Raw genomic sequence first — 21787 nt, forward strand, 5'->3', positions numbered from 1 at the left:
GGATGGCGGAATCCGATGGTCAGGAAAGAACAGAAGAAGCCACCCCCCGAAGGCGGCAGCAAGCGAAAGACAAAGGGCAGGTCGCTCGTTCGAAAGAGTTGGCATCGGTATCTGTACTTGTGGTTGGCTCTGTGGCTTTGATGTGGTTTGGTGAATCACTTGCCAAAGCCTTATACGCAGTGATGTCGCGATTATTCCTCCTAACTCGTGAAGAAATTTTCGATCAATCCAAGCTGTTTGATATTGCGTTTGCTGCAATGGGGGAGTTGATAGGCCCTTTACTGCTGATTTTGTTAGTTTTATTTTTTGCTGCTTTGATCGGCGCAGCAGGGCTGGGAGGCATACAGTTTTCTGCTGAAGCCGCGCGACCTAAGCTGTCGAAAATGAATCCCTTGTCGGGGTTTAAGCGCATGTTAGGCATGCAAAGCTGGGTAGAACTGATCAAATCGATACTCAAAGTGTCTTTGGTGGCTGGGGTGGCGTTTTTTCTAATTCAAGCGTCCCGTTTTGATCTCGCCCAACTCTCGATTGACGTTTACCCACGCAACATATTTCACGCTTTGGATATACTGAGTCAGTTTGTATTGTTGATAAGCTGTTCATTATTAATTGTGGTCGCTATTGATATCCCATTTCAAATTTGGCAGCACAATAATCAGTTGAAAATGACCAAGCAAGAAGTCAAAGATGAGTATAAAGACACCGAGGGTAAACCCGAGGTCAAAGGGCGGATCCGCATGTTACAGCGCGAGGCTGCACAGCGAAGAATGATGGCGGAGGTCCCGCAAGCGGATGTTATCGTGACCAACCCAGAGCACTTTTCTGTTGCGCTTCGCTATGATCAAAGCTTGGACAAAGCGCCCATCGTGGTCGCTAAGGGCAGCGACCACATGGCGTTAAAAATTCGAGAGATTGCTCGTGAGCATCAAATTGACATTGTTCCTGCCGCGCCATTAGCTCGGGCACTTTTTTACACCACTGAGCTAGAGCAAGAAATACCCGAAGGCTTGTTTACTGCGGTAGCTCAAATTCTTGCTTATCTCTATCAGTTAAAACAGTATCGCAAACAGCGTGGTCAACGGCCCAATTTGCGTGATTACGCCTTGCCGATACCGCCAGATTATCGTTACTAATGTTATTTTTTAGTCAATACTAGTGTCACAATATTGACGTATACAGAAACTTTACCCTTGTGTAAACGTGGGTTTTGATTTAGATTGCTCTCGTCTAACTCGCTGTTTATAAAAGTGATTTATTTTTTGGAACCACTATGAAGTTTAAACTGCCATTTTCTCAGCAATGGTCAAAATTACCCAAGCAATCGATACCTGCTATTGGTGCGCCAGTTATGGTTTTGGCCACGTTGGCCATGGTGGTGTTGCCAATGCCAGCATTCTTGTTGGATATGTTTTTTACCTTTAATATCGCCTTGGCCATGGTGGTGTTATTGGTGACCGTGTACACGCGCCGTCCATTAGACTTTGCTGCGTTTCCAACGGTGTTGTTGATTGCCACTTTATTGCGCTTGGCACTGAATGTCGCCTCAACTCGGGTGGTGTTACTCAAAGGCCATGAAGGCGGTGATGCGGCTGGTAATGTTATCGAAGCGTTCGGTAATGTCGTGATTGGCGGTAACTATGCTGTCGGTCTGGTGGTGTTTTTGATTCTGATGATCATCAACTTCGTCGTTGTGACAAAAGGGGCAGGGCGTATTTCTGAAGTGAGCGCCCGCTTTACCTTGGATGCTCTGCCTGGTAAACAAATGGCGATTGATGCCGATCTCAATGCAGGTTTGATCGACCAAGAGCAAGCCAGAGATAGGCGTAACGAAGTCACTAAAGAAGCCGACTTCTACGGTTCTATGGACGGTGCATCCAAATTTGTTAAAGGCGACGCCATTGCCGGGATTTTGATCCTGTTTATTAATATCGTCGGTGGGTTGAGCATTGGTATGGCCCAATATGGCTTGGGCTTTGGCGATGCGATAGAAATTTATACTTTGTTAACCATCGGTGATGGTTTAGTTGCACAGATCCCATCTCTGTTACTGTCGATTGCGGCTGCGATGATGGTGACACGGCAAAATACCGATGAAGACATGGGTGAACAGCTGGTGTTCCAGTTGTTCGACAACCCCAAAGCACTCATGATTACTGCCGCTATTTTAGGGGTGATGGGGATTGTCCCTGGTATGCCACATTTTGCGTTCTTAACCTTAGCCTTGATGGCTGGCGGTATGGCTTATTGGATGGATCAAAAGCAAAAGCGCAAAAAGAAAGAACCGATGCCACTCACCGCAGAGCAAAACGCGGAAACCCCATCGCAAAAAGAATTATCATGGGATGATGTCCAACCCGTTGATGTTATTGGACTTGAAGTGGGTTATCGACTTATCCCACTCGTTGATAGAGAGCAAGGTGGCGAACTACTAGAACGCGTTAAAGGCGTGAGAAAAAAATTATCGCAAGATTTTGGCTTTCTCATTCCTGCGGTGCACATACGCGATAACTTGGAGTTGACTCCCAATAGTTATCGGATCACCCTGATGGGAGTTGCTGTCGGTGAGGCAGAAATTCGCGCTGATCAAGAACTGGCTATCAATCCAGGTCAAGTGTATGGCATGATCGATGGTGAGCCAACCAAAGACCCGGCCTTTGGTCTAGAAGCGGTATGGATCAAACACGACCAGAAAGAGCACGCTCAGGCTCTAGGCTATACAGTTGTTGATCCCTCAACCGTGCTGGCGACTCACCTTAGTCAACTACTTCTCAACAATGCAGCACAACTTCTCGGCCATGAAGAAGTACAAAACTTATTGGATATGCTTTCGAGAAGCGCACCTAAATTGGTCGAGGGCTTTGTACCCGACCAGTTGTCTTTAGGGGTCGTCGTGAAGGTACTACAAAACTTACTGCACGAAGCGATACCGATTCGAGACATCCGCAGTATTGTTCAGTGCCTGTCGGAGTACTCGTCAAAGAGTCAAGAACCTGACGTTCTCACGGCGGCAGTTCGCATTGCGCTTAAGCGATTAATTGTACAAGAAATCAATGGTATAGAGCCTGAGTTGCCGGTTATAACCCTGATTCCTGAGTTGGAACAAATATTGCATCAAACCATGCAGGCTTCTGGCGGAGAATCGGCGGGGATCGAGCCCGGTTTAGCAGAAAGATTACAATCTTCCTTAAGCCAAGCAACGCAAGAACAAGAGCTCAAAGGAGAGCCTGCAGTCTTGTTGACGTCAGGTGTACTGCGCTCGACTTTGGCCAAGTTTGTGAAAAATACCATTCCAAACCTCAGGGTATTGTCATATCAGGAAATACCCGATGAAAAACAAATTCGGATTGTTCAAGCTGTGGGTAATTAACCCGAGCAGGTAGGTTATAGATTTGAAGATAAAACGATTTTTTGCCAAAGATATGAAGTCAGCACTCAAGCAAGTCAAAAGCGAATTGGGTGTCGATGCGGTGATCATGTCAAATAAAAAAGTGGCGGGCGGCGTTGAAATTGTTGCGGCGATTGATGGTGATCAGGTGGCCAACAAACTTGAGCAATCCACGCAACGCGCAGCTCAAGCAAGCCGAGGTTATTTTTCACAAGAGCACGCTTCAACTCAAAATGAGTCTCGCGCTCTGGATGAAGACCGTGTCAACCTTGGTGGGGGGCATGGGATGTCGAAAAAGTTTGCTAATATCCTCAAACAGTTTGGGCAAGGCGATGAGGACAGCGGTCAACAGCGCTCCCCACAAAACGACAGTTTGTCTGCTTTACTCGACCGTCAAAGCCGATATCGAGAAGAAGAGCGACCATTGCACGAGTCGGCCCGTAGAGTGTCGCAAGCACTTAAAGATAGACGACAAAATACGCCGCCTCGTGATTCTCATCAAGGCGATGATGACCACCTTGAAATGCTGCGTGATGACATGAATTCAATCCGTCGTTTATTAGAGCATCAGGTGTCTGGATTGATGTGGCAAGAAGTGGAACGCAGAGAGCCTTTAAGAGCCATGTTGATCAAACGTTTAGAACGAATGGGCTTGTCGTCTGATCTCGCAGACCAACTGGCGTGTTACATTCCTGAAGACACCAAGCCGGCAAAAGCCTGGAAAGCATTGCTCTCTTTAGTTGCCGATCAGATTCACGTCACCAAACAAGACATTTTAAAACGAGGTGGTGTCGTGGCTTTACTCGGCCCAACTGGGGTGGGTAAAACGACGTCCATTGCCAAGCTCGCTGCCCGCGCGGCAATGGAATACGGCGCGGATAACGTTGCGCTTGTCACCACCGATACCTATCGCATCGGTGCCCATGAGCAGCTGGCTATCTATGGCAGAATTATGGGCTGTCCGGTAAAAGTTGCTAAAGATTCTAATGAGTTAGCCGATGTTATCTATCAGTTGAGAAATCGTCGTTTAGTCTTAGTCGATACCGCAGGTATGGGGCAAAGAGATGTGCGTTTGTCCGAACAGCTCGATACCTTGATGCAAGATAGCGGTGAAACCATTTACAGTTATTTGGTGTTGCCTGCCACAGCGCAGCGACAAGTACTGCAAGAAACCATCGATCACTTTAAGCGTATCCCATTGTCCGGCTGTATTTTAACCAAATTAGATGAGTCGCTCAGTTTGGGTGAGTTTATTAGTGTCACCATACAAAATGCATTACCGATTGCCTATATTGCAAACGGACAAAGAGTGCCAGAAGACATTGTGCTTGCTCAACCTAAATACATGGTAGCAAAAGCAAATGAACTGTTGGAGCGTTCAACGGAAAACGAGCCTCATTACTGGAATAGTGATGTTGAAGGGCTTTGAGGCGGCGAGTAGATATGACAAATAAAATGATACAAGATCAAGCTAGCGGCCTACGCCGTCTTACTCAACCTTCGTTAACTAAAGTCATTACTGTGACGGGAGGCAAAGGCGGGGTTGGGAAATCAAATATAACCTTGGGTTTAGCCATTGCTATGGCCAAGCAGGGCAAAAAGGTGATGGTGCTCGATGCCGATTTGGGACTGGCTAATGTTGATGTAATGTTGGGCATTCGAGCGAAACGCAATTTAGGTCATGTACTCGCCGGAGAGTGTGAACTGCAAGACGCCATCGTTGAAGGGCCTTACGGCGTCAGAATTATTCCGGCAACATCCGGGACACAAAGCATGACAGAACTCTCTCATGCTCAACACGTTGGCTTGATCCGTGCCTTTGGCAGTCTCGAAGAAGAGATGGACGTGTTGTTGGTTGATACCGCTGCGGGCATTTCCGATATGGTGGTCAGTTTTGCCAGGGCAGCACAAGATGTGGTCATGGTGGTATGTGATGAACCCACCTCAATTACCGATGCCTATGCTTTGATTAAGCTCCTCAGTCGCGAACACCAGGTTCAGCGCTTCAAGGTTGTGGCGAATATGGTGAGGAGCTACCGAGAGGGTCGAGAATTGTTTGCAAAATTGACCTTGGTCACAGAGAGATTCTTAAATGTTAGTCTTGAGCTTGTGGCATGTATCCCATTAGATGATAAAGTTAGACAAGCAGTTAAAAAACAGAAAATTGTCGTGGATGCATTTCCTCGCTCTCCTGCGGCCTTGGCAATGTATTCACTGGCGAATAAGGCATTAACTTGGCCGATCCCCAGTAGCCCGAGTGGCCATTTAGAATTTTTTGTTGAACGGTTAGTTTCACGTAAAGAGTATTTAGAGGAGCCGTTTGGTGAATAAAGCGCTGACATACGGCCAAGCAGTAAACCCGCAATCACAACGAGATTTTATCGAAAAGTATTCTGTGCTTGTTAAGCGTATTGCTCATCATTTACTCGGCCGCTTGCCACCAAGTGTTCAGGTAGAAGATTTAATACAAGCGGGGATGATTGGCTTAATTGAAGCTCGCAAAAACTATGACGGCTCAAAAGGGGCCAGTTTTGAAACTTACGCGGGAATTCGAATTCGAGGCGCAATGCTCGATGATATTCGCAAGGGAGATTGGGTACCTAGGTCGGTGCACAAGAACAATCGCGATATTAACCAAGCCATTGCAGAATTAGAAGCGAAGCTAAACCGCGACCCAAGCGACGCAGAAATTGCGCAGCATCTCGATATGTCACTCGCACAATTGCATGCTATGCAATCGGACATTAACAGCTCACGTTTGGTGGGAATTGAAGATTTGGGGGTAGCGGAAGATACCATCGGTCGCGTAGATGATGACCAAGCTATGGATAATCCATTTAAGCATGTGGCTGATGAATCGTTTCGCATGGCACTTGTCGATGCAATTAAGCAACTTCCAGAACGCGAGTCTGTGATACTATCACTTTATTATGATGAAGAATTAAATTTAAAAGAAATCGGTGCAGTATTAGGAGTGAGTGAATCTCGCGTTAGTCAGATACTAAGCCAGTCAATGCAGCGTTTGCGCACTAAACTCAGTGAGTGGACAAAAAATAAATAATGACACTGATAAATAACTTTCAGTGGAGGCGATTTTGAATAAAAACATAAAGATCCTTATTGTTGATGATTTTTCAACTATGCGTCGTATCGTTAAAAACTTATTACGAGATTTGGGTTTTAACAATACTGCAGAAGCCGATGATGGTTTGACGGCCTTGCCGATGTTAAAAAAAGGCGACTTTGATTTTGTAGTGACTGACTGGAATATGCCTGGTATGCAAGGCATTGACTTGTTGAAAAATATTCGAGCAGATGCCGAATTGAAACACCTGCCTGTATTGATGATTACAGCGGAAGCGAAGCGAGAACAAATTATTGAAGCGGCCCAAGCCGGGGTCAATGGTTATATTGTTAAGCCATTTACCGCCGCGACGTTAAAAGAAAAGCTCGATAAAATTTTTGAGCGCTTATAACAGTTAAAATGTCAGTAGCTTCACTGTTTAGAGGGAAGTAACTTGATATTTTTACGGTTGTTGTTAACGCTTAATATAATAATTAACAAGGTTTTATGGCAATGATCTCACTAGAGCAAGCAAAATCTTTAGTTTCGTTCCTCGAAGAGGGAAAGCAGGTTGAGGCCAATCAACTGCTCGCTTCTCTCGTGAAACAATCCGATGAGTCATTACTGCGCGAAGTGGGGTTGTTGACGCGTCAATTGCACGATTCTTTGCAAAACTTTCATTTAGAAGATCGTTTGTCAGAAATTGCACAAGATGAAATGCCTGACGCAAGAGAAAGGCTCAATTATGTGATTGAAAAGACCGAAGTGGCAGCCAATAAAACCATGGATTCTGTTGATGAATGTTTACCCATTGCCGATGCGTTACACCAGGGTTTGTTAAAGGTTCGTCCACAGTGGAATGAGTTGATGCATGGCCGAATTAACCTCACCGAGTTTAAAACCCTGTGCCACAACATCGATGATTTGCTCTCTCAAGTCGAAGGCAATAGTTCGGAATTAAAAAATCAACTGACTGAGATTTTGATGGCGCAGGATTTTCAAGATCTCACCGGCCAAATTATTCGTCGAGTGATCACTTTGGTTAATGAAGTCGAAGGACGTTTGGTTGATATTTTAACGCTCTTTAGTGGTCAAGGTGAAGAAGCGACTGCCGAGTCTCAACGCCCTGCTGAGGCCAAAAAAATCGATAAAGATGCAATTAAGAGTGAAGGACCTATTCTGCATCCTGAATTGCGCGAAGACGCAGTTGCCTCTCAGGATGAGGTTGATGATTTGTTATCCAGTCTTGGATTTTAAAGGTAACGTATGAGCTACGATTTAGATGAAGATATTCTTCAGGACTTTTTAATAGAAGCAGGTGAGATACTTGAACTGCTATCAGAGCAATTAGTTGAGCTCGAAAACAACCCTGAAGATAAAGATTTATTAAACGCGATTTTTCGCGGTTTTCATACCGTTAAAGGCGGTGCAGGCTTTTTGTCACTGACTGAACTCGTCGATACCTGTCACGGCGCAGAAAATGTGTTTGACATTTTGCGCAATGGTCAACGCCAAGTTACTGCAAATTTGATGGATACCATGCTCAAAGCGTTAGATACCATCAATAATCAATTCCAAGCGGTACAAGAAAGAGAGCCTCTAGAAGCCGCCGAGCCAGATTTACTTGCTGAATTACATCGTTTAAGTAACCCGCAAACCGAAGACGAAATAGAAGCCGCAGCGTCTGAATCGACCAAAGCAGCCGTTGACGAGCCAGTTTCCGTGACTGAGCCGTCGTCATCGCCCTCTGATAGCCACATCGATGCCAATTCGATTGATGATATTTCAGAAGACGAATTTGAACGTCTGCTCGATGAACTTCATGGCAAAGGCAGTGCGCCTGGTCGCGTCGCGGAGCCAGCAGTCGCTGCCCCAGCCCCTGTTTCTGAATCGGGTGATATTACCGATGATGAATTTGAAAAATTACTCGATGAGTTACACGGTGTCGGCAATAGCCCAACGAGCACAACGCCATCGGCTGAGGTCAAGGAGCCTAGTGCGCCCAAGTCTTTATCGCCTTCGGCTTCCGCGCCGATCGACAGTGAAAGTGTTAACAGTGACCTCATGACCGATGAGGAGTTTGAAAAACTGTTGGACGAGCTGCATGGTGCGGGTAAAGGCCCATCCATTGAAGAACTCGAAATGGCAACCAAAGCCGCAGAACCCGTGCCTGCTGGCGTAAAGCCCAAGCCGGCCGAGACCCAATCTGTTGTGAAAAAAGCCCCAGAGCCTAAAGCTTCAGAATCCAAAACAGCGGCGGTAAAAAAACCACAAGCGGATGCAACAGTGCGTGTTGATACCTCCACTTTAGACACAATCATGAATATGGTTGGCGAGTTGGTCTTAGTTCGAAATCGCTTATTGAGCTTAGGTTTAAACAGCAACGATGAAGAAATGTCTAAAGCGGTTGCTAATCTTGATGTGGTGACAGCGGACTTGCAAGGCGCGGTGATGAAAACGCGTATGCAGCCAATCAAGAAAGTGTTTGGCCGTTTCCCACGTGTAGTCCGCGATCTGGCACGAAGCTTGAAGAAAGACATCGTTTTAGAGATGCGAGGTGAAGAGACAGACTTAGATAAAAACCTCGTTGAAGCGCTTGCCGATCCCTTGATTCACTTGGTCAGAAACTCGGTTGACCACGGTATTGAGATGCCAGACGTTCGAGTAAAAGCGGGTAAATCAAAAACCGGTAAAGTGACGCTCTCTGCGTCACAAGAGGGCGATCATATTCAATTGGCGATTGTCGATGATGGCGCCGGTATGGATCCAGATAAATTGCGCTCTATCGCAGTCAAGCGCGGTTTGATGGATGAAGATGCTGCTGGGCGACTGACAGACAAAGAGTGTTTTAATCTTATTTTTGCCCCTGGTTTTTCAAGTAAAGAGCAAATTTCTGATATTTCCGGCCGTGGTGTTGGCATGGATGTAGTGAAAACCGCCATCAACACGTTAAATGGTTTAATCGATATTGATTCGGAACTGGGTAAAGGAACCAAGATTACCATCAAGGTGCCTTTAACTCTGGCCATCTTACCGACATTGATGGTGGGAGTGGCAAATCATCCGTTTGCTTTACCGCTAGCGTCGGTCAATGAGATTTTCCATTTGGACTTAAGTCGCACTAATGTCGTCGACGGTCAGTTAACGATTATTGTCAGAGATAAGTCTATTCCTTTGTTTTACTTGCAAAACTGGTTAGCACCTCGAGCAGAAAAAACGCAAGCTCGCTCTGGGCATGGTCACGTAGTGATTGTGCAGCTTGGCAGTCAGCGAATTGGTTTTGTGGTTGATACGCTCATTGGTCAAGAAGAAGTTGTTATTAAACCACTTGATAAATTACTGCAAGGAACGCCAGGTATGGCCGGTGCCACCATCACCAGTGACGGTCATATTGCACTGATTCTCGATGTTCCGGATTTATTAAAACAATACGCAGCCGCATCAAGAATATAACAGGTTAGAAATTAAGGATAATAATGGCCATAAAAGTATTAGTGGTTGATGACTCAAGTTTTTTCCGCCGTAGAGTAAGTGAAATTATTAACAGCGAGCCACGTTTGCAAGTGATTGACGTTGCAATAAATGGCAAAGAAGCGGTCGAAAAAGCCAAATCGCTTAAGCCGGATGTGATCACCATGGACATTGAAATGCCAGTGTTAGATGGCATTTCAGCGGTTAAAGCCATTATGGCAGCATCACCGACGCCAATTTTAATGTTTTCGTCGTTAACTCACGATGGAGCAAAAGCGACCTTAGACGCCCTAGATGCAGGTGCATTAGACTTTCTGCCGAAAAAATTCGAAGACATTGCCAGAAATCGCGATGAAGCGGTTAAGTTGCTGCAACAGCGGGTATTAGAAATTGCCGCGAAAAAGTCGATGATGCGCCGCGCCTCAACGTTTCAACCTTCATCTTCGAGTAGTAGAACGTCGACGGTGTCTTCGCGCTTTCAGCCGAAAGAGCGAGGGCTTGAACGGTTAGACAATACGACCACGACGAGAGCGCCGCGTCCGCTGACGCCGCGTGTTAGCACCAGACAATACAAAGCATCGGGAAAAAAATACCAGTTGACAGCCATCGGTACATCTACGGGTGGGCCTGTTGCATTGCAAAAAATCTTGACCGCACTGCCCGCGAATTACCCGCATCCGATTTTATTGGTTCAGCACATGCCAGCCACTTTTACCTCTGCCTTTGCCAGTCGGTTAGATAGCCTGTGTAAAATCAGTGTGAAAGAAGCTCAAGATGGTGATTTACTCAAACCAGGGGTGGCCTACTTAGCGCCTGGGGGAATGCAAATGATGCTAGAAGGGCGGGCTGGTACGGCGCGTATTCGCATTCTCGATGGAGGGGAGCGAATGAATTACAAGCCTTGTGTCGATGTCACCTTTGGTTCGGCAGCGAAAATTTATCAGGACAAAGTACTGTCGATGATCTTAACGGGTATGGGGGCCGATGGCCGAGATGGTTCAAGAATGCTCAAATCAGCCGGCTCTACCGTTTGGGCTCAAGATGAAGCGTCCTGTGTGGTTTATGGTATGCCTCAAGCAGTGGCTAAAGCGGGGATTTCGAGCGAAGACCTCCCTTTAGATGACATTGCAGCAAGGATCTTGTTAGAAGTCGGCTTGGCGTAGGGGCACCTTAAATGATAGTTTGGAGTGTTGCGAATCAAAAAGGCGGGGTTGGTAAAACCACGTCAACGATCACCCTAGCAGGTTTGTTGAGTTTAAAGGGCAAGCGGGTCTTGATGGTGGATACCGATCCTCATGCTTCATTGACGACGTACTTGGGTTATGACTCCGATCAGGTTGAAAAAAGCTTATTTGATTTGTTTCAATTTCGCGATTTTGATTATTATTCGATCAAAAAGTTAGTCATTGATACTCAAATTGAGGGCATTGATATCATCCCGGCGCATATGTCACTGGCGACTTTGGATCGCGTATTAGGCAATCGCAGTGGCATGGGATTAGTGCTAAAAAAAGCACTACAGACCCTTTCGGTTGATTATGATTATGTGTTGATTGATTGTCCGCCTATTTTAGGGGTCATGATGGTCAATGCCTTAGCAGCGAGCGATCGTATTTTGATCCCGGTGCAAACGGAGTTTTTGGCCATGAAAGGCCTAGAGCGAATGGTCCGTACTTTAGACATTATGCAAAAGTCGCGCAGCAGTGGCTTTGCGGTTACGATTGTACCTACCATGTACGACAAACGAACCAAAGCGTCGTTACAAACGTTGAATCAATTGAAAGCGGATTATCCAGACAAAGTTTGGAACTCTGCAGTGCCCATTGATACAAAATTTAGAGATGCGAGTTTAAAGCGCCTACCGGCTTCCCACTTTGCGTCCGGTAGCCGCGGGGTATTTGCTTACAAACAGTTACTCACTTATCTTGAAAGGTTAGCATTAGATGAATGAGCAACGTAAACCACTGTCTGGTGAACAAGCATTAGATGATTACTTTGCTGATTTGTTGGCAGAGGGCAATGAGAACGCGCTCGATAAGCGAGATGGCGACGCTGAGCAAAATGACGAAGAGGGCGCAGCTCAGATTGAAGATGAGACTGGTTCGGTTGGCTCGGAGCAAGAGTTACCCTTACAACAAGTAGAGGTTGAGTCGCCCAAACAAGATGTTGTCCCCACACCTGAGGTCGACATTTTAGAGCATCAAGACTCGTTACAGTATCAACCCAAGACGAGCTTTGTTCAGCCAGACAGTTATGCGCAGCGAGAGTCTGATTTAGTACCAAACCTTGAAGATGTTGAGCGTTTGTTAGGTCAATTGCAGGTCATGAACCACTCTAGTTTAGAGGACATTGATGATCTGATTGAAAGAAATACGGTTGAAATTAAATTAGAAAGGCAAGAAAGTGTATCGACTGCAGCTTCTTTGGCTGACAATGACATTGATGACCCCGCCGCCGCTCTAGATGAGATACAAGATTGGGAGACAGATTCGCTTGATACTCATGATGTGGTTATTGACGAGCAGGTTGTCGAGTCGTCCTTCTCTGAGTCTACTTTCGAGCCGACGAATGAATCTGTTTCGACAATTGAAACTGAACACGATGTGCACGCATCAAGCATGCAACATGCAGCGCCTCAATCACAGTGGCAAAGTACCCAAAGAGACACGGACTTTCAGGTCTTGTATTTCGAGGTGAACCAAGTGACGTTTGCCGTCCCTTTAGACGAACTGGGTGGTATTCATCAGCTCGGTGAACTCAATCACTTGATTGGTCGACCTAAGTGGTACTTAGGCTTACAAACCAGTAAAGCGCAACAACTCGATGTGGTCGATACGGCCAAATGGGTGATGGCAGACAAGCTAGCAGATGAAAGCTACAAAGACGGTTATCAGTATATCGTCATGTTGGGGGAAAGTATGTGGGGGTTAGCTGCCTCACAACTTTTGGGTACTGAGCTACTCAAAACCGAACAAATCAATTGGCGCTCTCAAGCCGGTAAGCGCCCTTGGCTTGCAGGAATGGTAAAAGAAAAAATGTGTGCTTTAATTCATGTAGAAGAATTAATTGCCATGCTAAAAGCTGGACTTGATGTAAAATCGTTGAATTAATTTTGTCATCAGTAATGACATCGATGAGGATTGACAATGTCTCAAACTAACGAATTAGAAGTAAAAAAAGACCAATCAAATGATGAAGTCTTACAATGGGTGACTTTTCAACTCGAAGAAGAGACCTATGGTATCAATGTAATGCAAGTGCGTGAGGTATTGCGTTATACCGAAATTGCACCGGTACCAGGGGCTCCAGATTACGTATTAGGGATTATCAATTTACGTGGCAATGTGGTTACTGTCATTGATACCCGTGCTCGATTTGGCTTAGTTGAAGGTGAAGTGACCGATAACACCCGTATCATCGTGATTGAGTCAGAACATCAGGTGATAGGCATCTTAGTAGACAGTGTCGCTGAAGTGGTTTATTTGCGTTCTTCTGAAATCGATACGACCCCGAGTGTGGGAACCGATGAGAGTTCTAAGTTTATTCAAGGTGTGAGCAACAGGGAAGGCAAGCTTCTTATTTTAGTGGATCTAAATAAATTGCTTACTGATGAAGAATGGGATGAAATGGCTCACCTATAATGGCGTTTGATTGGTTGTCTTTGCCGGTTGTAGTCGCCGGCATTAGTGTATTATTGAGTGTTGTGTTGATGCTGGCTTTAGTTCGCGTTGCGCGTAAGCTTGCCTTGAACTCTGATCACCAGCGTCAGCAGCAGCGTCAAGTGGAAAAAGAGCACCAAAAACAAAACAAACAAATCCTCGAGTTACGTTCGGTATTGGTTGGGCTCGGTCACAAAGTCAATCAGCAGCAAAGTGAACTGCAATTGCTCAATGAGCGCATTGCGGAAATCGAAAACGCCGATAAAGACGGACGTTTGTACAGTCGGGCGAACAAGATGGTTCAGCTTGGTGCTGATATTAATGAAATTATTGAAGAGTGTGAATTGCCCAAAGCCGAAGCGGAATTGATGCTTTCACTACAAAAAAAAATGGCGGCCCAGTCTTCAAAAAAACCTCGTAGTTCGTCGCCATCACGAACTCAACGCTCCTCTGTCGATCGACAACGTTAAAACTGAGGCCTTCTCGTTATTGTGTTATCGCTAGAAAATGTAACCGTTCGTCGTGGGCAACAAAAGATCGTCTCGGCTCTGAGCGTCGATTTTTCTGCTGGAGAGATTTGGCAAGTGATTGGCCCGAATGGTTGCGGTAAGAGTACATTATTACAGGTGATTAACGGCATGAGACCGGCCAATAACGGTCGCGTTTTGTTTTCTGGTCAACCGTTCGATACGCCTGATAGCCATTATGCTACGCAACGGCTTTTTATCGGTCATGACAATGGTGTCAATCCGGTTTTTACGCCAAGAGAAGAGCTTGGCTTTTTTGCTGACATGAACAAATTATGTGATGAGGTCGGTAAACCCGCCCCCCATTCAGTGTCTGAAGCGTTAGTTAAAGTAGGGCTAAGCAAGGTCGCCGATGAGCCGATTTGTCGACTGTCGTCAGGGCAGCAACGGCGAGTGGCTTTGGCAAAGTTATGGTTGAGCTCAGCGCGAGTTTGGGTATTAGATGAGCCGTTTAATACGCTTGATACTGAGGGGATCACTCTGATCACCCAACAAATAAGCCAGTTTGCCATGCAGGGCGGTTTGGTTATTTTTACCTCACACCAAGAGACGGATCTTTTTCCCCTTCCCATACGACCATTGGTGTTGTCTGACTATGTTATTTAATGTCTTTTGCGTACTACTGCGTCGGGAGCTACGCCACCATTGGCGCAATAAGGCCGATATTGTTCACCCGCTGATCTTTTTTCTTCTGGTCTTGTCTTTGTTGGGGTTATCCATGGGACATCAGCAGCAATCGTTACATAACTTAGCGCCTCATTTGGTGTGGATAAGTGTGTTGCTCTCGGTGTTAATGTCGTTTGATAAAGTGTTTAAACCGGATTTGACCAGTGGTGTTTTACTGCAACATTTTATGCGACCCAAGGGGATTTACCCGATGATTGCGGCCAAAATGTGTTCTCATTGGCTAGTGACTTGCTTGCCATTATTGATTTTTATGCCAATCATTAAGCTCGTTTTTGACCTGCCATGGGACGCTCTTGGCGTGTTAACCCTGTCGCTTTTAATTGGGGTTTTGGCCCTCACTGCTATTGGTACTATGGCTGAGTCTTTGGCCTTAGCGAAAGCCAAAAGCAATTATTTGGTGGCTTTGATTTGTCTGCCACTGCAAGTGCCCGTATTGCTGTTTGCCCTTTCTATGATGGAAAGTGCTCACTTTATGCCTAGAGTTCAGGCTTATTTGGCCTTATTGGTCGCGTTTAGCTTATTGACGTGTGTGTTTTGTCCATTTGTCACTAAACAAGCATTAACCATCAATTTACAGTAGAAGTTAATTTATGTGGAAGTCACTGCATTGGGCTGCTAACCCTCAACAACTGTATTTCTTTTGCCAGCGCTATTACAAGCGAATGGTCTGGGTCTCCACTTTGGTCCTGTTCATTGGGTTAACATGGGGAATAGCCTGGGCACCGACGGACTATCAACAAGGTGACAGTTTTCGGATTATTTATTTGCATGTGCCTACGGCGATATTGTCGATGGCGGTGTATTTTGCTATGGCAGTGTGTGCCTTTATCGCTTTTGTTTGGCAATGGAAAGTATGTCACTACTTGATGCGGGCCTTGGCTCCTTTAGGCGCATTAATGACAGTGCTCGCTTTGTGTACCGGCTCAATGTGGGGCAAACCCATGTGGGGGGCGTGGTGGGTTTGGGATGCAAGATTAACGTCAGAGTTGATTTTGCTTTTTTTGTACCTTGGTGTGATAGCTTTATATCAAGCGTTTGATGAGCCATTACCCGGTTTGAAAGCGGCGGGGTTACTGGCCATGATTGGCTCGGTGAATTTGCCCATTATTCACTACTCAGTGGTATGGTGGAACACCCTACATCAAGGCGCTTCTCTGTTTAAGTTCTCGGCTCCTTCCATTCACTCTTCAATGCTTTGGCCATTGTTACTGACACTATTTGGCTTTTTCTTGTGGGTACTCGCCATGGCGATGAAACGGCTTCAGATCACAATTCTCGAATTAGAAAGCCATCGTCACTGGTTGACAGAAACGGTGGATAAGGAGTGATGATGTTGCAATCCCTTTTCGAATGGGCTGCCATGGGCGGCTATGGTTTTTATGTTTGGGGCAGCTTGTCCGTCACGGTTACCGCGATGTTGTGCTGTGTTTTTAGCTTGCACTGTCGCCACCATGCTTTGCTCAAAAAAAGACAGCAACGCCAGAATAACGAAAATCTGTAAGGTCAATGGCAATGAACGTAAGACGTCGTCAAAGGTTAATGGTTGCGCTGAGTTTGGTGTGTGTGCTGTCTGTCGCTGCGGCATTGATTACCTATTCACTGCGCCAAAATATCAACTTGTTTTATACACCAGAGCAAGTTATTCACGGTCGAAGTGACGGTCGTCAAGTCGAGGCTAATCAGGTGATTCGCCTTGGTGGTGTGGTGGTTAAAGGCAGTGTCAAACGCGACTCAAAAAGTTTGTCGGTCCATTTTTTACTGACAAATAATGGCCGTGATAACGTTGCGGTTGAATACACGGGGATTTTACCTGACCTTTTTCGTGAAGGACAAGGCATCGTCGCTGAAGGACGCTTAGATGAAACAAAAACACTGCTGGCGACTCAGGTGTTGGCAAAACATGACGAAAACTACCAACCTCCCGGTGTGTCGGTATTGCCGTTAAGCGATGACAAATCAGAAGTCTCGCTGGTGCCCTCTCTTAAACGCAACAGTGAGGTCAAACCATGACCTTGAGCGCTGATATCGGCTGGTGGTGCTTGGTTTTGGCCTTAGCTTTGGCTTTGGTATTGAGTGTATTCCCTTTGTATGGCGCGCTGACTCAGCGTGCAGAGTATCAAAAGTTAGCCAGTCCTCTGGCTTTTGCCGTGTTTTTGTTCACCTTGTTGGCTTACCTCAGTCTAAGTTGGGCGTTTTATCACGATGATTTCTCATTGAGGTATGTAGCCAGTCATTCAAATCGCTTGTTGCCTTGGTATTACAAACTCAGTGCAGTGTGGGGGGGGCATGAAGGCTCATTGTTGTTGTGGGTGTGGATTCAGGCTGGCTGGCTTGCCGCGGTCGCCAAATGGAGCCAAAAATTACCCGAGCAGGAAAGCGCCCGTTTGTTAGCCGTGATGGGGATGATATGCGCAGGCTTTTTGCTGTTTATTATCGCCACGTCAAATCCCTTTGAACGGACTTTTCCCGCTTACCCAGTCGATGGCGTGGATCTTAATCCCTTATTGCAAGACCCGGGCTTAATTCTTCATCCGCCGCTACTTTATATGGGGTATGTGGGCTTCTCGGTGTCTTTTGCTTTTGCTATCAGCGCTCTGATTTCAGGTAATTTAGATGGAGTTTGGGCAAGGTGGTCACGGCCTTGGACCACGCTTGCTTGGCTGAGTTTGACTTTGGGGATCGCTTTAGGATCATGGTGGGCGTACACCGAATTAGGCTGGGGCGGATGGTGGTTTTGGGACCCAGTAGAAAACGCCTCACTCATGCCTTGGCTAGCGGGCACGGCTTTACTGCACTCATTGGCGGTCACCGAAAAACGAGCCACATTCAAAGCTTGGACCGTATTGCTGGCGATCATGACCTTTTCTTTGAGCTTACTGGGGACGTTTCTAGTCCGCTCCGGGGTCTTGGTCTCGGTGCATTCCTTTGCCGCGGATCCACAGCGAGGGTTGTTTATCCTCGCATTACTGTGTTTAGTGATTGGCGGCTCTTTACTGCTGTTTGCACTGCGAGGCCAGTCAATTCGTTCATCGACATACTTTTCTGTGTTGTCACGAGAAAATGCCCTCCTGCTCAATAATCTGTTGCTGATGACGGCGTTAGTTATCGTGTTTGTCGGTACGCTTTTTCCTCTGGTCTATCAACAAATCGGCTGGGGGGATCTCAGTATCGGGGCTCCTTTTTACAATCAATTGTTCGCCCTTTTATCACTGCCATTGATGTTGGTACTTGGCCTGACACCTTTGATTCGCTGGCGTCAGCAACCACCGGGTCAGCTTTATCACAAGTTACTTATGGCCGGTTTGTTCTCTTTCACTCTCAGTGTGATGTTCGTGTGGTTGAGTCCATTTGAGTTTTATTGGTTGGTTTGGTTGATCGTGGTACTTTGTGCATGGGTGTGTATTTTACACGGGGTCGATATCCACACTAAGGCGACTCAAAGACACGCTTTTTTCAAAGGATTGAGGAAACTCAAAGCCAGTTATTGGGCCATGCAGTTGGGGCATCTGGGACTCTTAGTCACTATTATTGGCATTACCTTTGTCGAGCATTACAGCACAGAGCGAGAAGTTAGGATGACACCAAGTGGCGCCTCTTATGTCATTGCTGGGTTTCAAGTGACCTTTGATAGCTTGTCGTCGATCCCGTCAAAGCGATACGATAGCTTGGTGGGGCGCTTTTCCCTCAGAAAAGAGCAAACCATCGCAGATACCCTTGTGGCAGAAAAACGCTATTATCGCGTCGCCAAAACAGTGATGACAGAAGTGGGACTGTATCGTTCGCTGTGGGGGGATGTCTATATTGCGTTAGGTGAGCCCCTTGAGGATGGCCAAACCTGGGCCATACGTTTGTATCACAAACCTTTAATTGCGTGGATATGGGGTGGGGCAATCTTAATGGCCTTGGCTGGATTAATCGCTGTTGCCGATAAGCGCTACCGTTTAAAACCCATAGGAGTCAGGCGATGAACAAACGTGTTTTTTGGTTTGTGCCATTGATGGTCTTTTTGTTATTAATGGTCGGATTTGTTGTAAAACTCGATACGCTTCAAGACCGTCCCGAGACGGCATTAGACTCGGCGCTAATTGGCCAGCCTTTACCACAGGTATGGAGTGACGATTTATCGGACTTGTCCAAACGCCATCGACTCGACGCATTGTCTGGGCAACCATTTTTACTCAACGTGTGGGCAACATGGTGTCCAACGTGTTTGGCTGAGCATCAGTTTTTAGGTCAATTAAAGCAGCAAGGCGTGACGATTATTGGTATTAACTATAAAGATCAGCGTCAACAGGCTTTGGAATGGCTCAATCAATACGGCAATCCCTACCAACTCTCGCTTTATGATCCCAAGGGGGAGCTAGGCATAGAGCTTGGTGTGTACGGTGCACCAGAAACATTTTACATCGACGAACAAGGCGTGATCCGGTATCGATGGGTTGGTGAAATGAATCAAAGCACCTGGGATAAGGTATTTAAAGACAGGTTCGCCGGTGCACAAAGGGAATCCATGTGAAAGCCATCATCATTTTATATGCCATGCTCCTGTCGTGTTTTACTTGGGCGGCCGTCGATGCGTTTGAGTTTGATACTCCGCAGCAAGAAGCGCAATATTACGACTTAATTCACGAATTGCGTTGCCCGAAATGCCAAAATAACAGCATCGCGGATTCCAATGCCGAGTTAGCAGGCGATTTGCGACTTAAAGTTTATCAACTGACAATGCAAGGCGATTCGAAAGCGGAGATCAAAGCATATTTGGTTGCTCGATACGGTATTTTCATTGATTATCGTCCACCGGTCACCAGGGCAACATTACTGCTTTGGGTATTACCACTGGTGCCATTTTTGGTCGGTTTTGTGTTTATTGTGCGCCGACAACGCCAGTTCAAACGGCAACCTAAGTCAGACTGGGGAGTGGCGCAAGAGCAGGCTTTTCAGAAAAAAATGTCGCAGTCGACCACTGACACGTGCGATGAGTCGTCTCGCAAAGGGGGACAATAATGGTGTTACTGGCGATCGGCCTTGGGCTTTTTTTACTCGCCTTATTGTTTTTTATCCCAGTTCAATGGGGAAGGCGAACTGAAATAAGTCGCAATCAGCTCAACAGTCTGGTGGTGGCTCAACGTCTGGATGAGATGGCCGTTGAGGCGTCCGATGAAGCTCATCGCCAAGTATTAGAGCAAGAGGCTAAACGGGATTTTATCGACCAAAGTGGAGAAGGTGAACGCGATGCTCAACCGCTTTCTCGTGTCGTCGAACCCCCTCGTCAAGAGGGCCGCCGAGCTTACTGGCTGGCAGCGTCGGCGTTTTGCGCGCTGGTGGTTGTGGTCGCTTTGCTCAGTGGCCATGTGTCCAACAGGGTCTATTGGCAACAACAACTCGAGTCTGGCGAGATCACGATACCTTCTGACGCCGTATTGTCACGGCAAACCTTAGTAACGCTTTATTTGCAACAGCGTGCGAAATTGGCCAAAGAGCCACAGCAACCGTCGGGCTGGGCAACGCTCTCCGAATGGGCGCTGCAACTAGGGCAAGGAGAAGATGCAATCAATGCGGCAACACGGGCTCATCAGCAAGACAAAGACAATCCAGCGTTCGCTTTGCAATATGCTAAAGTGAAGGTCATGACAGGCAGCGGTTCAGAGTCGGCGAGGCAAATATTACTCTCACAAGCCAAGTATTCGCCATTAAACCCGGAAGTCTTTGTCCTTTTAGGGGTTGATGCTTATCAACAAGCGCATTACCAAAGCGCGCTTGCTTTTTGGTCTATCGCCCAGTCCAATGGTGCGGCGAAACAGATCCCTCAGTACCCAGTGACTCAATATATCCAATCTGCATTACAAAAAACGCAAGCGTCGACCGCCGTGGAGTAATGTCTTGATAACAGTAAGAAGTTGCGTTTTATTCATACTTAAAGTTACGTCATATCAGTCAAAAAAATTGCGCAATTTAGGTCATATTGGCTTGGCATCAGTGAATTGACACGGGTTAATATTGACTTCTTTACCCGAACATGGGTAAATTTCCCAATCTTTAACTAAAATGAAACGCTGTTTTATTTCAGGAGCGGTTTATTTCGATGTATACGGGCCACATTTCATGACCAATCGACTCGCCATCTATGCAGTGGCTTTCGCAACATTATTACTCACCGCGTGTAGCAGTAAGCCAGAAACCGACGACGCTAGCTCGGTCAATGACCCAATAGAAGGGGTTAACCGCGTTATGTGGACACTAAACTACGATTACATCGATCCTTACTTCTTAAGACCCGTGTCACTTGCCTACGTTGATTATACTCCATCACCTTTGCGCACCGGCTTAAAAAACTTTTTTTCCAACCTCGATGAGCCGTCAAGCATGGTCAATAACTTGCTCATGGGCAATGGCGGCCAAGCGATGGATAATTTAGGCCGTTTTGTGATTAATACTACCTTTGGCGTTTTGGGTTTGTTTGATGTCGCTTCTTATGCCGGTTTGTCGAAAATCGATGACCGCTCCTTTGGCGATACACTAGGGCATTACGGAGTGGGTAATGGACCTTATTTAATGTTGCCAGCCGCAGGGCCGAACACAGTGCGAGGGTTAACCGATACCGTCGACAGTTACTATTTCCCGCTGGCTTATTTAAACATTTGGGGCACCATAGGTAAGTTCATGGTACAAGGGATGGAAGCTCGAGCGTCGCTGGTGTCTCAAGAGTCCCAGCTGAACAATTCTCCGGATCCATATACATTAACAAGAGAAATCTATCTTCAGCACCAAGACTTTAAAGCGCAGATTGAGCAGCCTAAAGAAAACAAAGAAGAAGAAGATTACTTAGACAGCTATTTAGACGACAATTTTTAGCAACGAATGATCGCGACCGGATTGGACGAACGCCTACCTAGTTAAAGTTGGGGTCAACGTGCTCGATTAGTGATAGGACCAATGTGTAACCCGCTTGAGGTAATAAAAAGGCATTACTGCAAATGAAGTGACCCCCAATAGT

General features: G+C 46.3%; 23 protein-coding genes. All 23 read left to right on the forward strand.

From position 1 onward, the window contains the following. Positions 1 to 2: 2 nt before the first annotated feature. Complete coding sequence (flhB, locus tag AB0763_RS04680) at positions 3 to 1133, forward strand: flagellar biosynthesis protein FlhB (RefSeq protein WP_306101400.1); 1131 nt, start codon at positions 3 to 5, stop codon at positions 1131 to 1133. A 137-nt stretch (positions 1134 to 1270) separates the two neighbouring features. Continuing rightward, complete coding sequence (gene flhA, locus AB0763_RS04685) at positions 1271 to 3367, forward strand: flagellar biosynthesis protein FlhA (protein WP_306101399.1); 2097 nt, start codon at positions 1271 to 1273, stop codon at positions 3365 to 3367. Positions 3368 to 3389: 22 nt separating this feature from the next. Then, complete coding sequence (gene flhF, locus AB0763_RS04690) at positions 3390 to 4814, forward strand: flagellar biosynthesis protein FlhF (RefSeq protein ID WP_306101398.1); 1425 nt, start codon at positions 3390 to 3392, stop codon at positions 4812 to 4814. Positions 4815 to 4828: 14 nt separating this feature from the next. Then, entirely contained in the window at positions 4829 to 5716 is an 888-nt protein-coding gene (locus AB0763_RS04695) for a MinD/ParA family protein (RefSeq protein WP_306101397.1), read from the forward strand. Beyond that, positions 5709 to 6446 carry an RNA polymerase sigma factor FliA gene (locus AB0763_RS04700; RefSeq protein ID WP_306101396.1) on the forward strand — a complete coding sequence of 246 codons (738 nt, stop codon included), beginning with the start codon at positions 5709 to 5711 and terminating at the stop codon, positions 6444 to 6446. The genes AB0763_RS04695 and AB0763_RS04700 overlap by 8 nt, the downstream gene beginning before the upstream one ends. A gap of 34 nt (positions 6447 to 6480) precedes the next feature. Further along, positions 6481 to 6861 carry a chemotaxis response regulator CheY gene (gene cheY, locus AB0763_RS04705; protein WP_306101395.1) on the forward strand — a complete coding sequence of 127 codons (381 nt, stop codon included), beginning with the start codon at positions 6481 to 6483 and terminating at the stop codon, positions 6859 to 6861. Positions 6862 to 6962: 101 nt separating this feature from the next. Then, on the forward strand, positions 6963 to 7706 hold the full coding sequence (locus tag AB0763_RS04710; protein ID WP_306101548.1) for a protein phosphatase CheZ: 744 nt from the start codon (positions 6963 to 6965) through the stop codon (positions 7704 to 7706). 9 nt (positions 7707 to 7715) lie between these two features. Next, on the forward strand, positions 7716 to 9902 hold the full coding sequence (locus AB0763_RS04715; RefSeq protein WP_306101394.1) for a chemotaxis protein CheA: 2187 nt from the start codon (positions 7716 to 7718) through the stop codon (positions 9900 to 9902). Between the two features lie 23 nt (positions 9903 to 9925). Then, complete coding sequence (locus tag AB0763_RS04720) at positions 9926 to 11083, forward strand: chemotaxis response regulator protein-glutamate methylesterase (protein WP_306101393.1); 1158 nt, start codon at positions 9926 to 9928, stop codon at positions 11081 to 11083. Positions 11084 to 11094: 11 nt separating this feature from the next. Beyond that, positions 11095 to 11871, forward strand: a complete 777-nt coding sequence (locus tag AB0763_RS04725) for a ParA family protein (protein ID WP_306101392.1) — start codon at positions 11095 to 11097, stop codon at positions 11869 to 11871. Beyond that, positions 11864 to 13030: a chemotaxis protein CheW gene (locus AB0763_RS04730; RefSeq protein ID WP_306101391.1), complete on the forward strand. Its 1167-nt coding sequence runs from the start codon at positions 11864 to 11866 to the stop codon at positions 13028 to 13030. Before AB0763_RS04725 ends, AB0763_RS04730 begins: the two co-directional genes overlap by 8 nt. Positions 13031 to 13066: 36 nt before the next feature. Further along, entirely contained in the window at positions 13067 to 13561 is a 495-nt protein-coding gene (locus AB0763_RS04735; RefSeq protein WP_306101390.1) for a chemotaxis protein CheW, read from the forward strand. Beyond that, the gene (locus AB0763_RS04740; protein ID WP_306101389.1) at positions 13561 to 14049 is read left to right on the forward strand and encodes a DUF2802 domain-containing protein; all 489 of its coding nucleotides are present in this window, start codon (positions 13561 to 13563) and stop codon (positions 14047 to 14049) included. Before AB0763_RS04735 ends, AB0763_RS04740 begins: the two co-directional genes overlap by 1 nt. A gap of 21 nt (positions 14050 to 14070) precedes the next feature. After that, the gene (gene ccmA / locus AB0763_RS04745) at positions 14071 to 14712 is read left to right on the forward strand and encodes a cytochrome c biogenesis heme-transporting ATPase CcmA (RefSeq protein ID WP_306101388.1); all 642 of its coding nucleotides are present in this window, start codon (positions 14071 to 14073) and stop codon (positions 14710 to 14712) included. Next, positions 14702 to 15373, forward strand: coding sequence for a heme exporter protein CcmB (locus tag AB0763_RS04750; RefSeq protein WP_306101387.1), 672 nt, complete (start codon positions 14702 to 14704; stop codon positions 15371 to 15373). Before ccmA ends, AB0763_RS04750 begins: the two co-directional genes overlap by 11 nt. 10 nt (positions 15374 to 15383) lie before the next feature. Continuing rightward, a complete protein-coding gene (locus tag AB0763_RS04755) occupies positions 15384 to 16121 on the forward strand; it encodes a heme ABC transporter permease (protein ID WP_306101386.1) in 738 nt (245 codons plus the stop codon). Further along, entirely contained in the window at positions 16121 to 16294 is a 174-nt protein-coding gene (ccmD, locus tag AB0763_RS04760) for a heme exporter protein CcmD (protein ID WP_368643860.1), read from the forward strand. Before AB0763_RS04755 ends, ccmD begins: the two co-directional genes overlap by 1 nt. A gap of 11 nt (positions 16295 to 16305) precedes the next feature. After that, positions 16306 to 16803 carry a cytochrome c maturation protein CcmE gene (gene ccmE / locus AB0763_RS04765; protein WP_306101384.1) on the forward strand — a complete coding sequence of 166 codons (498 nt, stop codon included), beginning with the start codon at positions 16306 to 16308 and terminating at the stop codon, positions 16801 to 16803. A 2-nt stretch (positions 16804 to 16805) separates the two neighbouring features. After that, entirely contained in the window at positions 16806 to 18761 is a 1956-nt protein-coding gene (locus AB0763_RS04770; protein ID WP_306101547.1) for a heme lyase CcmF/NrfE family subunit, read from the forward strand. Continuing rightward, entirely contained in the window at positions 18758 to 19309 is a 552-nt protein-coding gene (locus AB0763_RS04775; protein ID WP_306101383.1) for a DsbE family thiol:disulfide interchange protein, read from the forward strand. The genes AB0763_RS04770 and AB0763_RS04775 overlap by 4 nt, the downstream gene beginning before the upstream one ends. Next, positions 19306 to 19797: a cytochrome c-type biogenesis protein gene (locus AB0763_RS04780; protein ID WP_306101382.1), complete on the forward strand. Its 492-nt coding sequence runs from the start codon at positions 19306 to 19308 to the stop codon at positions 19795 to 19797. Before AB0763_RS04775 ends, AB0763_RS04780 begins: the two co-directional genes overlap by 4 nt. Continuing rightward, entirely contained in the window at positions 19797 to 20669 is an 873-nt protein-coding gene (locus tag AB0763_RS04785) for a hypothetical protein (RefSeq protein ID WP_306101381.1), read from the forward strand. The genes AB0763_RS04780 and AB0763_RS04785 overlap by 1 nt, the downstream gene beginning before the upstream one ends. A gap of 226 nt (positions 20670 to 20895) precedes the next feature. Then, entirely contained in the window at positions 20896 to 21645 is a 750-nt protein-coding gene (locus AB0763_RS04790; protein WP_306101380.1) for a VacJ family lipoprotein, read from the forward strand. Positions 21646 to 21787: the final 142 nt, after the last annotated feature.

Origin of the sequence: Vibrio sp. HB236076, assembly GCF_040957575.1 — a bacterium.
Taxonomy (GTDB): domain Bacteria; phylum Pseudomonadota; class Gammaproteobacteria; order Enterobacterales; family Vibrionaceae; genus Vibrio.